12 protein-coding genes and 1 pseudogene are annotated in these 14178 nt (G+C 34.1%); 11 read left to right on the top strand and 2 right to left on the bottom strand.

Going from position 1 to position 14178, the window contains the following annotated elements; all coding sequences use genetic code 11:
* Position 1: 1 nt before the first annotated feature.
* The 8 genes and pseudogenes from xseB (at position 2) to spo0A (ending at position 7940) form a co-directional block, all read left to right on the top strand.
* Positions 2–229 carry an exodeoxyribonuclease VII small subunit gene (gene xseB, locus FHP05_RS02630; protein WP_147665672.1) on the top strand — a complete coding sequence of 76 codons (228 nt, stop codon included), beginning with the start codon at positions 2–4 and terminating at the stop codon, positions 227–229.
* Positions 230–231: 2 nt separating this feature from the next.
* Complete coding sequence (locus FHP05_RS02625; RefSeq protein WP_147665671.1) at positions 232–1116, top strand: polyprenyl synthetase family protein; 885 nt, start codon at positions 232–234, stop codon at positions 1114–1116.
* 702 nt (positions 1117–1818) lie between these two features.
* The gene (locus tag FHP05_RS02620) at positions 1819–2388 is read left to right on the top strand and encodes a hypothetical protein (protein ID WP_147665670.1); all 570 of its coding nucleotides are present in this window, start codon (positions 1819–1821) and stop codon (positions 2386–2388) included.
* A gap of 45 nt (positions 2389–2433) precedes the next feature.
* Positions 2434–3249, top strand: a complete 816-nt coding sequence (locus tag FHP05_RS02615) for a TlyA family RNA methyltransferase (RefSeq protein ID WP_147665669.1) — start codon at positions 2434–2436, stop codon at positions 3247–3249.
* Between the two features lie 44 nt (positions 3250–3293).
* The gene (ahrC, locus tag FHP05_RS02610) at positions 3294–3743 is read left to right on the top strand and encodes a transcriptional regulator AhrC/ArgR (protein WP_147665668.1); all 450 of its coding nucleotides are present in this window, start codon (positions 3294–3296) and stop codon (positions 3741–3743) included.
* Positions 3744–3812: 69 nt separating this feature from the next.
* Positions 3813–5534 (top strand): DNA repair protein RecN, encoded by a 1722-nt coding sequence (gene recN, locus FHP05_RS02605; RefSeq protein WP_147665667.1) that lies wholly within the window; start codon positions 3813–3815, stop codon positions 5532–5534.
* 148 nt (positions 5535–5682) lie between these two features.
* Positions 5683–6972, top strand: coding sequence for a SpoIVB peptidase (gene spoIVB / locus FHP05_RS02600; RefSeq protein ID WP_407923412.1), 1290 nt, complete (start codon positions 5683–5685; stop codon positions 6970–6972).
* 172 nt (positions 6973–7144) lie between these two features.
* Positions 7145–7940: pseudogene (spo0A, locus tag FHP05_RS02595) on the top strand (sporulation transcription factor Spo0A).
* A 45-nt stretch (positions 7941–7985) separates the two neighbouring features.
* On the opposite strand, the gene FHP05_RS02590 reads toward spo0A, so the two are convergent.
* Complete coding sequence (locus FHP05_RS02590) at positions 7986–9335, bottom strand: aspartate kinase (RefSeq protein ID WP_147665665.1); 1350 nt, start codon at positions 9333–9335, stop codon at positions 7986–7988.
* A 116-nt stretch (positions 9336–9451) separates the two neighbouring features.
* On the bottom strand, positions 9452–9679 hold the full coding sequence (locus FHP05_RS02585; RefSeq protein WP_147665664.1) for a DUF2627 domain-containing protein: 228 nt from the start codon (positions 9677–9679) through the stop codon (positions 9452–9454).
* Positions 9680–9814: 135 nt separating this feature from the next.
* On the opposite strand from FHP05_RS02585, the gene FHP05_RS02580 reads away from it, so the two are divergent.
* The 3 genes from FHP05_RS02580 to lpdA all read left to right on the top strand — a co-directional run bounded on the left by FHP05_RS02580 (position 9815) and on the right by lpdA (position 14159).
* Positions 9815–11545, top strand: a complete 1731-nt coding sequence (locus FHP05_RS02580) for a sigma-54 interaction domain-containing protein (RefSeq protein ID WP_147665663.1) — start codon at positions 9815–9817, stop codon at positions 11543–11545.
* Positions 11546–11617: 72 nt separating this feature from the next.
* The gene (gene bcd / locus FHP05_RS02575) at positions 11618–12709 is read left to right on the top strand and encodes a branched-chain amino acid dehydrogenase (protein WP_147665662.1); all 1092 of its coding nucleotides are present in this window, start codon (positions 11618–11620) and stop codon (positions 12707–12709) included.
* 28 nt (positions 12710–12737) lie between these two features.
* On the top strand, positions 12738–14159 hold the full coding sequence (lpdA, locus tag FHP05_RS02570; RefSeq protein WP_147665661.1) for a dihydrolipoyl dehydrogenase: 1422 nt from the start codon (positions 12738–12740) through the stop codon (positions 14157–14159).
* Positions 14160–14178: the final 19 nt, after the last annotated feature.

The raw sequence follows: 14178 nt of genomic DNA, 5'->3' as shown, positions 1-14178 counted from the left end.
GATGTCCACTGAAAAAATATCATTTGAAGCAGCTATGGAGAAATTAGAAGAAATTGTAAAAAAGCTAGAAGAAGGGGATGTACCATTAGAGAAAGCACTAACCTATTATCAAGAGGGAATGAAACTATCCAAACTTTGTAATGATAAATTGACTCATGTTCAAAAACAAATGGTACAGATTATGAATGAAGAAGGAGAAATGACATCTTTTGATATGCAGGAGGAATGAAAATGGATACACCACTCCAGAAATTTATTTTAGAAATTCAAGAAATACTTGATGAAGAATTTAGTAAGTTGTATAGTGTAATGGATGCTCCGAGTTTATTAAAAAAATCTATGCTCTATTCATTAGAAGCAGGCGGTAAAAGAATTCGACCAATGTTATTAATAGCGACATACAAAGCGTATAAATCTGATATTCAAAAAGTGCTTTCCTCAGCAACAGCATTAGAGATGATTCACACCTATTCTCTTATCCATGATGATTTACCAGCAATGGACAATGACGATTATCGTCGTGGTAAATTAACAAATCATAAAGCATTTGATGAAGCAACTGCAATCCTTGCAGGGGATGCATTATTAACACACAGCTTCTATCTTATTGCGAATGATACGTTGTTATCTGATTCAGAAAAGGTACATATGATTCGTCTGTTGTCCCTATATAGTGGACCAAATGGCATGGTTGCTGGACAGGTTTTAGACATGGAAGCTGAAAATGATCCAATCAGCATCGAGCAACTGGAACAAATTCATGTATTAAAAACTGGTGAACTAATCAAGTTTGCTGTTAAAGCTGGAGCTATATTAGGAAATGCAACAAAGGAACAAATCCAACATTTGGAAACCTTCTCCTATTATTTAGGGTTATTGTTTCAAATCCAAGATGATATATTGGATGTCATTGGCAATACTGAAAAATTAGGGAAAGCAGTTGGTAGTGACGAAGACCAAAACAAGAGTACCTATCCAAAACTTCTAGGATTGGAAAATGCAAAAAAACAACGTGATGCTTACGCAGGAAAAGCAAAAGCTTCTCTACAAAAAGCAGGTGCGGATACAATTATACTAATGGAGTTAGTCGATTATTTTAGTCAAAGAGATCATTAAAATAGATAACCTTGGGTAGAAATTTTACGTTATTTATGATACAATATACATATACAATAGGATGGTGCAGTATTCTAGTCAGTCCTCTGTTTCTGAAGGCGGGGCTAAAAATTCGCCAAAGGGCATATCGATGAAGTTTCTTGTGTTGGCTTGAGGCGCCCAGCCTTGGGTTAATGCTGGAAGTTAAGGTTTTTGGGCGATCCACAAAGGCATGTGGGCGTTGACCCAATTACCGCGGAGGCCCATATCTGTGAGGATAGCTGAGCCAAGTTATTTTTATGGAATGGGGTATGAACCTGCATAAAGAGTGAAGGGATACTTTACATGCAGCGTAGCCTGCCTTGAGTGGTGGTTGAGGGGATTAGAGGAAAATGATAAAACCATTTAGCGGCCACTAAATGTTTATATCTATCTCTATGAAATCAACATTGCAAAAGAGGCTAGGGAACAGTAAAAGACTGTTGAGGAAATCTCCTAGACTGTTCATCAGACATTTAAACGGGATTATAGTATGGACTAAGTGGTAATCCAGTCTAGCTTTTGGTGACAAGGCTAAAATGAATTTAAAGGGGAACCACCCTAATGGCAACATAGGGTATTCATTTGGGAAAACCTACTGGACCTAAGCCATAGTTTTTACCGTTTAAATGGCCATCCTAGAGAAATACATAGTATGAAAATTACACATTTAAGAGGTATCTAATGGATGTACATATAAAAAATTCGATTAAATTCAGTTTAACAATTGCCGTTATCACATTTGTGCTAGCGGCTATTTTTTCAATTGTTTCATCATCTATTCTCAGTAACGTAATATGGATCATCGGACTTTTTGTTGTGTTGGGCATTGTCTTGATTGGGATTGTTTTTGATATGCTTGGAATTGCTGCAACCGCTGCAAATGAAACGCCATTTCATGCGATGGCATCAGAAAAAGTTCCTGGTGCAAAAAGTGCCATCCGTATTGTTCGAAATGCTGATAAATTTGCTAGTTTTTGTAATGATGTGATTGGAGATATTTCTGGTATTGTAAGTGGTACAGCCTCAGGAATTGTTGTCATCCAAATAGCAAATTTATTAGGCCACCAAGATGGTTCTACAGTGTATATTGTTATTTCAGTTGTTTTAACCAGTTTTGTTGCAGCGCTTACTGTAGGTGGAAAAGCAATTGGTAAATATTTTGCTATCCGTCAATCAACGTATATTATTTTTCGAGTAGCTAAAATAATTGACTTTTTTGAAAAACGGTTAAAATTGAAAATATTCCCATAAATCAACAACATATATTTAAATTAAATGTAAAGGATAAATGAACGTATGAGTAAAAAGAGATTAGACGTGCTACTAGTAGAACGAAACCTAGCCCCGACAAGAGAGAAAGCAAAACGACTTATCATGGCAGGATTAGTTTTTTCAAATGAAATGCGTCTGGATAAACCTGGTATGAAGATAGATGAGCAAATTCCATTAAAAGTAAAAGGAAAAGACATCCCATATGTAGGACGCGGAGGATTGAAGTTGAAAAGAGCATTAACAACATTCTCCATCGATGTTCATGAAAAAATAATGGTAGATGTCGGTTCATCAACTGGAGGATTCACCGATTGTGCTCTACAAAATGGAGTAAGATTAAGCTATGCTGTTGATGTCGGCTACAACCAATTAGACTGGCGATTAAGAAATAACGAACGTGTAATCGTCATGGAACGGACTAATTTTCGCTATGTAACTAAAGAAATGTTTGAAGGCGCATTTCCAAATTTTGCATCCATCGATGTGTCTTTCATTTCTTTAACATTAATTTTCCCAGTATTAAAAACAATTTTACAAAATAAAAGTGAAATTGTTGCTTTAGTAAAACCTCAGTTTGAAGCTGGACGTGATCAAGTTGGCAAAAAGGGAATTGTTCGTGATAAAAAAATACATCTCGATGTACTAAAAAGAATTGTTAAGTTTGCGAAAGACGAACAATATCAACTTTTTGGATTAACATTTTCTCCAATCACAGGAGGAAATGGAAATATTGAATTCCTTTTACATCTTGGTTGGAATAATGATGAGCGTGAAGAACAAATAATGGATGATTCATTTATTATTAATGTCGTAGAAGAGGCACATACTACGTTAAAATAAGGATATGGATATATACATTTTAAATAGAAATGTTGGGAGTAAATATGAGTAAATTGCAACGACAAATTAAAATTAGGGAATTAATTATGGAAAACGATATAAAAACACAGGATGAGTTAGTGACAAGGCTAAAAAACCTTGGCTATAATGTCACACAGGCCACTGTTTCTAGGGATATTAAAGAGATGCATCTTGTGAAAGTACCATCTACAAGTGGTGACTATAAGTATAGTCTTCCTGGAGATCAACGGTTTAATCCATTAGCAAAGTTAAAGCGTTTATTAATGGATGTTTTTGTGAAAATAGACTATGCAAACCATTTTATAGTCTTAAAAACCTTACCAGGGAATGCCCATGCAATTGGTGTTCTTATCGATAATTTAGAATGGGAAGAAATCATGGGTTCTATCTGTGGTGATGATACATGTTTAATTATATGTCGAAATGAAGAGGACTCTGAATTAGTAAGAGTTCGTTTTTTAGAGATGCTGTAAATATGTGTATAGTGCTAATTACAATTTCAATGATTTTGTAATATTTTTTGTAAGTGGGGGTGTCTATTGATGCTTACAGAATTATCAGTACGAGATTTTACCATAATCGATGAAATATCTATTCATTTTCGTGACGGTTTGACCGTATTAACTGGTGAAACAGGTGCTGGGAAATCGATTATTATTGATGCCATTCAATTATTAATCGGTGGAAGAGGCTCTGTAGAATATGTTAGACATCAATGCAAAAAGGCGGAGATTGAAGGGTTATTTATTATTGAAGATGAACATCATCCTGTGTTTTCTTTAAGTAAACAATACGGTATTGAAATATCAGAGGAACAAATCGTATTGGAACGAACGATTACCGCTAAAGGCAGGAGTATTTGCCGCATTAATGGCAAGTTAGTAACATTAGCAATTTTACGAGAAATTGGTTCTACATTAGTTGATATTCACAATCAACATGAAACGCAATCATTAATGGACTCTTCTTATCATATTGAATTATTGGATAATTACAATGCCAATACAATTCGAAAAGCAAAAGAGGAATATTTGATTTTATATCATAAATTAAAGAAACTGAAAAAACGATATAAGGATTTAAGTGAAAACGAACAAAAAATAGCTCATCGTTTAGATTTGTTGGAATTTCAATATCATGAAATTGAAACGGCAGACCTACAGATGAATGAAGATGAACTTTTAGAAAAAGAACGTTATCAATTGGCTAATTCGGAGCGAATTCATCAAGCTATTTTAGAGGCGTATAATGCACTATATGGTGAAAATAAAGGTTTAGATTGGTTACATATTGCACAACAAGCATTAACAGATAAACAAGAATATGACCCCTTTATACATGAACAGGCTGAAAAATTATCTAATTTTTATTATGATATAGAGGAATTAACGTATGATTTAAGGAATTATACAGATAATATCATGTATAATCCAGAAAGATTAAATGAAATCGAATTAAGGTTAGATGAAATTAATCATCTGAAAAAAAAGTACGGACCATCTGTAGAAGCTATATTAGACTATATGGGAAAGATTGAGGAAGAGATTGAGCAAATTAAGTATAAAGATTCTCATTTAAGTAAATTAGAACATGAAATGAAGGAACTTGAAAAGGATGCCTATCTAGAAGCGAAACACTTGCATGAAACACGTAAGCATGTCGCTAAATTATTAACACAGGAAATACATCTCGCATTTAAAGATTTGTATTTAGAAAATGCAAAATTTGTTATTTCTTTTCAGAAAGAGGATCAATTAAAATTTTATCAGAAACAAATTCCCTTACATGAGAATGGCTTTGACCAAATTCAGTTTTTAATTTCAACGAATCCTGGTGAACCCGTAAAAGAATTAGATAAAATTGCGTCTGGTGGAGAATTATCAAGAGTGATGCTTGCATTAAAGGGAATTTTTGCGAAACAACAACAAATAACAAGTGTAATTTTCGATGAAGTAGACACTGGTGTGAGTGGAAGAGTTGCTCAAGCAATGGCTGATAAAATTTATTCAATTTCTAATCAATCACAAGTTCTTTGTATTACACATCTTCCGCAAGTAGCTGCAATGGCAGATGCACATTTATATATTAAGAAAACAGAAAAGAATCATCGTACAGTAACAATTGTAAAGGAATTAGAAAAAACGGATAAAATTGATGAATTAAGCAGAATGCTCACTGGTTCAGAATTAACAGATACAACTGTTAAACATGCGAAAGAATTAATTGATATCGCGAAAGAACGAAAAGAATCAACGGTAGTATGAGGAAAAGGTTGGTAATGCCAACCTTTTTTTATTACAAAAAAGGAAATGTTATACATCTTTACTTATCTTTAACGAGTTTAAAAATAGGAGTAAAAGGTCAAATTATAAGTACAGACATAAAAATTGGTGTGGGTTTAAATAGAGGAGAGTGAATGGATTGAAAAATAATATTAAAAAAGTAATTGGTTTCATGCTTTTAGCTATTTTGTTCACCATTCCTTTTTTAACCCCAGTACAAAAATATTTAGCCATCCCAAATGAAATAACGATATTAAATCAAGATATTCCGTTGCAACTTCCTAATTTAGGTAATACTGTAAAGGTAAATACAAAAGAACAATCAGTTGTTGAAGCCTATGATTCGTCTAATATTGAAATGAGTGAACTTGAATCCGGGACGGAGGAACTAACTTATCAAGTTGCAGGTGTACCCATTAAAAAGGTTGATGTTTCTGTTTTAAAGGATAAGAAAGTTATTCCTGGAGGACAATCCATTGGTGTAGAATTACAAACAAAAGGAGTACTTGTTGTTGGCCATCACTTAGTTTCTACAGATAATGGTACAGAATCACCGGGCGAAGATGCCAAAATTCAAACAGGTGATGTTATATTAAAAATAAATAAACATGATATTAAAGAGATGACAGATGTTAAACCAATTGTGGAAAAGGCTGGAAAAGAAGAACAAGCATTAAATGTGACACTAAAACGTGGAAATAAGACAATGGATACAACTTTAAAGCCTATAAAAGATAAACAATCGAATGAATACCGTATTGGTTTATATATTAGAGATTCCGCTGCAGGAATTGGTACGATGACATTTATTGATCCAGAAACAAAGAAATATGGTGCTTTAGGACATGTCATTTCAGATATGGATACAAAAAAGCCTGTTGAAATTCATAATGGAACGATTGTTCGTTCATCTGTCACGTCCATTGAAAAGGGAAATAACGGGACACCAGGTGAAAAACAGGCGAAGTTTTCCGTTAAGGACAATAAAATTGGAACAATCGATAAAAATAGTCCTTTTGGGATATTTGGTAAATTAACAAAACAAATTACCAATGGAAATTATGACAAACCCCTATCGATTGCATTACCACATGAAGTTAAGACAGGTCCGGCTACAATCCTTACTGTTGTAGAGGGGGAAAAGGTGGAGGAATTTGATGTAGAAATCGTGAATACTACTCCCCAGAAAAAAGCCGCAACGAAGGGTATGGTTGTAAAAATAACTGATCCTAAATTACTCGAGAAAACTGGTGGAATTGTTCAGGGGATGAGTGGTAGTCCAATTATCCAAAATGATAAAATTGTTGGTGCCGTAACACATGTATTTGTAAATGATCCGACATCAGGTTATGGTGTTCATATTGAATGGATGTTACAAGAAACCGGAGTTGATCTGACATCAGAACAAAAGGCTAGTTAATAAAGGAAGGCTTGTAGGGGACTACAAGCCTTCCTTTATAATTGCATGAAAAAAGACTAATAAAGCATAAAAATCTATATTTTTAGAAAAATAAAGAGGATAATTTAAACAAATGTCGAATATATAACTATAGATGACCTGTTACGAGATGGGAATAAGGGAGGAATCATGAGTGGAGAAAATTAAGATTTGTTTAGTCGATGATAACAAGGAATTAATCCAAATGTTAGAGGATTTTTTTGCAACACAGGAAGATATAGAAGTAATTGGAGTAGCGCATAACGGAAAAGAGTGTCTTGAAATGCTACAGAATTTAGAGCCAGATGTTCTTATTCTGGATTTAATTATGCCACATTTAGATGGCTTAGCTGTATTACATGAATTAAAAGGGGCAGAAGGAGAAGTACCAAATGTTATTATGCTAACAGCGTTCGGCCAAGAAGAAGTGATGAAAAAGGCTGTTGAGTTAGGAGCTTCTTACTTTATTTTAAAACCGTTTGATTTAGAGTATTTAGCAAATCAAATTAGACAAACAAAAGGAAAAGTGTCCCCAATATTTACCTCTACTATGAATTTGTCTGTAGGGAAAACAAAAACAAAAAGGAAAAATCTAGAATCAAGCATTACAGAAATTATCCATGAAATTGGTGTACCAGCACATATAAAGGGTTATATGTACTTACGTGAAGCAATTACAATGGTATATAATGATATTGAATTATTAGGATCCATTACAAAGGTGTTATACCCTGATATACCCTGATATCGCAAAGGAATTTAATACAACATCTTCACGGGTAGAACGGGCAATTCGCCATGCAATTGAAGTAGCATGGAATCGTGGGAATGTGGATTCCATTGCTAATTTATTCGGTTACACTGTAAGTGCTTCCAAAACAAAACCAACTAACTCGGAGTTTATTGCGATGGTTGCTGATCGCTTACGATTAGAAAATAGTGTAGTATAAATGAAATAAAGTGATGATTCTATAGAATCATCACTTTATTCTTTCTTATTCCGCAAAAAATACTTTATAAAGTGAAACAATGGCCTTATTAATATCCTTCTCTAATACTCCAAACATCATAGATACTTCAGATGAGCCTTGATTTATCATACGAATATTAACATCTGCTTGTTTTAATGCGGTTGTAGCTTTTTGGGTAACACCAACTGTATTCAACATTCCTTCGCCAACAATCATAATTAATCCTAGACCGTGTTCAATTTGAACGGTGTCTGGTTGCAAGGTATGATTGATTTTATTTATGATTTTTTCTTCTTTTTCAGGTGTTAATTGTCCTTCATGAATAATAACGGACATGTCATCAATACCGGAGGGTGCATGCTCAAAAGAAATATTCTCTTCTTCTAGAATTTCAAATATTTTCCTACCAAACCCTATTTCACGGTTCATCAAGTATTTATGGATATATAAACTACAAAAACCAGCATCACTAGCAATCCCTACAACACATTGTTTATGCTGCTTACGCTCAGCAACGATATATGTTCCCTCAGATTGAGGGTTATTCGTATTTTTAATAGCAACTGGAATATTTGCTTTGAATGCAGGTATTAATGCTTCATCATGAAAAACAGAGAAACCAGCATATGACAATTCACGCATTTCTTTATATGTTAAAACATCAATATTTTTAGGATTATGAACAATATTAGGGTTTACTGTATAGACGGAATCAACATCTGTAAAATTTTCATATAGATCCGCTTTTACACCTGCAGCTATAATAGACCCTGTAATATCAGAACCACCCCTTGAAAAGGTAACTAGCTCCCCTGATTTTGAAAATCCAAAAAAACCTGGAATTACCATAATCCCTTTCTTTTTTCGTAACTTATATATTTGTTGATAACTTTCATCTAAAACTTGTGCATTTCCTGGTTCATTACTGACAATGATACCAGCTTCTTTTGGGTTTAAATAAGTTGCCTCCATTCCACATTCTGTTAAATAAGCACTAATTATTTTGGCTGAACTATCTTCACCAATTGCTTTCATTTCATCTAGTTTTGCTTCTGGCGGCAAATGACTTTCCAAAACAGAATATATGGAATCCTCGATACTTGTTAAAACGGCTTGGTTAATATTTAAATTATGTATAATCTCAGAAAAGCGTTGTAATATAGAATCTAGATAGGAGTCATATGTGTTAGATTCCTGTGATGCCTCGAACAATTTAATTAATTGATCCGTAATTTTATAATCATATAATTTACTTTTTCCAGGTGCAGATACAATAATAAGTTTTCTTTCTTCATCTTGTTGGATGATATTAACTACTTTTTTTATTTGTTCTGCATCAGCGACAGAACTTCCACCAAATTTAACAACTTTCATTATTTAATCCTCTCCAAAAATTAAAATTATGTTTTATCATAACACATTTAAGAAAATATTGTGAAAAAACACAATAAAAAATAAAAAATCTTGCACAAGCTGCAAGATTTTTTGGATTAATCCTTCTTTTTAATAAGATTTTTCTTTCGGTCCCGATGTACAATGAAGCCACCAATAAACCAAAAACCACCAATTAATAAAATGAAACCTACAATAAATTGAATACTCGTATGAAAGAATATTGGATGAAAATCATCAAATAAAGTGTCGCGCATCAGTTTAATTCCGATAACTGATAAAATACCCGGAATAAATAATAATAGAAATGCAATTATTCTTGCCACTTTATATACCCCTTTATCAATTTGTCCATGTTTAGTATACAGAAAAAATTAGTAAAAAGCTAAAATAATTATTTGAAATTATTTGCAGGTTCATTTAAGATATAAGTGTGCAGTTCTTTGCAGGAGGAGGTCGATATGAAAAATGTTTTAATTGTTGGTGCAGGAAAAATAGGTGAGACATTTTTAAAATTGCTTCATTCTTATAAACATATGCCATCTATTTATATTATTGATCATCAATCTGATGCGCCAGGTTTAAAACTCGCAAAATCTTATCAAATTCCTCATGGTAAAGATTGGAGCGAATGCACCAAAGAAATTGGTATGTATGACATTATTATCAATACAATTGATGATGGCAGTATTCAAAATGAATTATACGAGATTACACAGCGTCTTCAGATGACATTTATACCTAATGAAGTAGCGAAGTTTTTGTATCGTCTGTTTATTGAAAGAGAGAAGAGAGAAAAAGTTACACAAGAAAAATACCATGAACGCAGGCAAATGCAAGAATTGTTAGAGTCGATTATATACTCTTTTAACGATGCGATAAGTGTTGTTGATAAAAATGGAAACGGTCTCTTTATTAATCCGGCCTATACAAGGCTTACAGGACTTACTGAGAATGATGTAATTGGAAAGCCTGCTTCAACAGATATTATTGAAGGCGAAAGCATGCATATGGAAGTTCTAAGAACAAAACGTCCTGTAAGAGGTGTTCGTTTAAAAATAGGGCCAAATAAAAAAGAAGTCATTGTGAATGTGGCTCCTGTCATTGTGAACCATGAATTAAAAGGTAGTGTCGGGATTATCCATGATGTTTCTGAAATTGTTTTATTAACAAATGAATTAAAAAGAGCAAAGGAAAGAATTCGAAATTTAGAGTCTACATATACTTTTTCTGATATCATTACCCAATCATCAGAAATGACACTGGCTCTTGAGCAAGCTAAGGTTGGTGCTAAAACTTCAGCAACTGTTTTATTAAGAGGACAATCGGGAACAGGAAAAGAGTTATTTGCCCATGTTATTCACAATGAAAGCAAACATCAATCGAAACCTTTTATTCGTGTTAATTGTGCATCTATATCGGAATTGATGTTGGAAAAAAACTTATTTGGTTATGTGAATCACGAAGGTAAACAAAACATTGTCAAAGGATTATTTGAGGAAGCAGATAAAGGTACTATTTTTCTTGCCGAGATTGATGAACTGTCATTAAAAATTCAGGAAAAATTATTGCATGCCATTCAAAACAATGAAATTTTTCGTGTGGGTAGTAATGAGGCAATACCTATCGATGTTCGAATCATTGCTACAACAAGTATTCATATCGAGAAAGCGATTCAGTCAAAAACGTTTTCTGAGAAGCTATATTATCATATAAATCGAATACCGATTTTTATTCCATCTTTAAAAGATCGTCTATCTGATATTCCATATTTGGTAGAGCATCTTATTGAAAAGCTAAATCATGAATATGGAAGAAATGTAACGTCTATATCAAATGCAGCCCTAGAACGATTATATGAACATGATTGGCCTGGGAATGTTCGTGAGCTAGAAAATACTATTGGTAGAGCGATGATTTATATGGGTACAACTGAGAGAGTCTTAGAAAAACATCATTTACCAAGTTTTTGGGTATATCCGATATCTTATCAAAAAATGGATATAGCTCCACATGCGAATCAAACATTGGAAAAAGCGATGGAACAATTTGAAAGGGAATATGTACTACATGCATACCGTGCAAATGATTTTAATAAAACAAGAACAGCAAAGGCTTTAAATATTTCAATTCGCAGTTTATATTATAAAATTGATAAATATCATTTGGAACGTGAAAAGAATCAAGAATAATAATGATTTTTTTCATATAATTTAAGCGCTTACATTTATGTTGGAAATATATTTTTTAGGGAGGAATTATAAATGAAAATATTTAATTACATGGAAACGTATGACTATGAACAACTTGTTTTTTGCCAAGATGAACAGTCTGGATTGAAAGCAATTATTGCCATTCATGATACAACATTAGGACCTGCACTTGGTGGTACAAGAATGTGGACATATAAAACAGAGGAAGAAGCAATAGAAGATGCTTTACGCTTAGCAAGAGGGATGACTTATAAGAATGCTGCAGCTGGATTAGATTTGGGTGGTGGAAAAACAGTTATTATTGGTGACCCGAAAAAAGATAAAAATCCAGAAATGTTTCGCGCTTTTGGAAGATATGTTCAAGGATTAAATGGTCGGTACATTACGGCAGAAGATGTTGGGACAACAGAGGAAGATATGGATTTAATTTATACTGAGACAGACTATGTCACAGGAACCTCCGGAGCTAAATCATCAGGAAATCCGTCACCTGTTACTGCGTTCGGTGTATATAAAGGAGTCAAGGCCGCTGCCAAAGAAGCATTTGGTGATGATTCTCTTGAGGGTAAGACGATTGCTGTACAGGGTGTTGGAAATGTAGCCTACAATCTATGTGAGCATTTGCATAAAGAAGGTGCAAAATTAGTCGTTACAGATATTAACAAAGAGGCAGTTCAACGTGCAGTGGAAGCTTTTGATGCAGAAGCAGTAGACCCGGATGATATTTATGATGTTGATTGCGATATTTACTCACCATGCGCTTTAGGTGCAGTCATTAATGATGATACAATTAAACGGTTGAAAGCAAAGGTAATTGCAGGTTCTGCAAATAATCAATTACAAGAATCCAGACATGGTGATATTTTATTTGAAAAAGGCATCGTGTATGCGCCAGACTATGTCATTAATTCTGGTGGAGTAATTAATGTAGCAGATGAATTACATGGATATAACCAAAAAAGAGCACTAAATAAAGTGAAAACAATTTATGATACATTGCTTCGTGTTTTTGAAATCTCTAAGCGTGACCAAATTCCATCATATATTGCTGCTGACCGTATGGCGGAGGAACGAATTGCAGCAAAAAAACAATCCCGAAGCCAATTTTTATTAAATGAACACCATATTTTAAGTAGAAGATAGACAATCTGTCTGAGATAGGAGTGTTAAGATGTCAAAAGAATATGATTTAGTCATCCTCGGTGGGGGAACTGGAGGATATGTTGCAGCTATTCGCGCTGGACAACTCGGAATGAAGGTAGCAGTAGTGGAAGCAAAGAAGTTAGGTGGTACATGTTTGCATCATGGATGTATTCCATCAAAGGCTTTACTCCGTAGTGCAGAAGTGTTTCGTCAAACGAAAGAAGCTTCCATATACGGCGTCGAAACAAACGAACCGACATTAGACTTCGGAAAAGTTCAAGAAAGAAAAACTCAAATTATTGAACGACTTCATTCAGGTGTACAAGGTTTAATGAAAAAGGGAAAGATAGATATATATCATGGTTTTGGGCGTATTTTAGGACCAAGTATATTCTCGCCAATGCCTGGAACCATATCTATTGAACATGGAGACGGAGAAGAGAATACCATGTTAGTTCCTAAAAATGTTCTAATTGCTACTGGATCTAGACCGAAATCTCTGCCAGGCTTAGAAATTGATGGAACTTCTATCATGACTTCTGATGAAGCTTTAGAAATGAATCAATTACCAGCTTCTATTATTATCGTTGGAGCAGGAGTTATAGGAATTGAATGGGCATCCATGTTAGCAGATTTTGGAGTAGATGTGACGGTTATAGAGTATCTTGACCGTATTTTGCCAACAGAAGATTCAGCTATTGCAAAGGAAGTGGAGCGTCAATTAAAGAAAAAAGGTGTACAATTTTATACCAATGCCAAAGTTCTACCTGAAACTGTTGATAAAGAAAAAGGTGTTTCCATTACGGCTGAAATGGAAGGTGAAAAACAAGTATTTCAGGCAGATAAAATGCTTGTTTCTGTAGGAAGAGCCGCAAATACATCCAATATAGGTCTTGAAAATACGAGTATTGTTGTGGAAAATGGCTTCATTCAAACAAATGAATGGTACCAAACGAAAGAAACGCATATTTATGCGATTGGTGATGTAATTGGTGGCATGCAGTTAGCACATGTTGCTTCACATGAAGGAATTACCGCGGTTGAACATATGGCTTCTGAAAAAACATATCCGATTGAATACGATAATATTCCATCATGTGTATACTCCAGTCCAGAAGTTGCTAGTGTTGGTTTAACTGAAGCTGAAGCGAAGGAAAAAGGTTTCACTATAAAAACTGGTAAATTTCCTTTTCAAGCAATTGGAAAGGCCCTTGTTCATGGTGAATCGGATGGTTTTGTGAAAATAATTGTTGATAAACAGACTGAAGATCTTCTAGGAATTCATATGGTCGGACCACATGTTACAGATTTAATATCAGAAGCAGGTTTAGCCAAAGTATTGGATGCAACAGCTTGGGAGATATCTCAAACAATTCATCCGCATCCATCTTTATCTGAAATTATGGGTGAAACTGCTTTGGCAGTCGAAAAGTTACAAATTCACGGATAGTGCAATCTCTGTTTAATTT

The sequence above is a fragment of the Cerasibacillus terrae genome (assembly GCF_008039555.1).
In the GTDB taxonomy this organism is placed as follows: domain Bacteria; phylum Bacillota; class Bacilli; order Bacillales; family Amphibacillaceae; genus Cerasibacillus; species Cerasibacillus terrae.
Note: the sequence above shows the minus strand (reverse complement) of the source record. Positions and strands in the feature narration are given on the sequence as shown.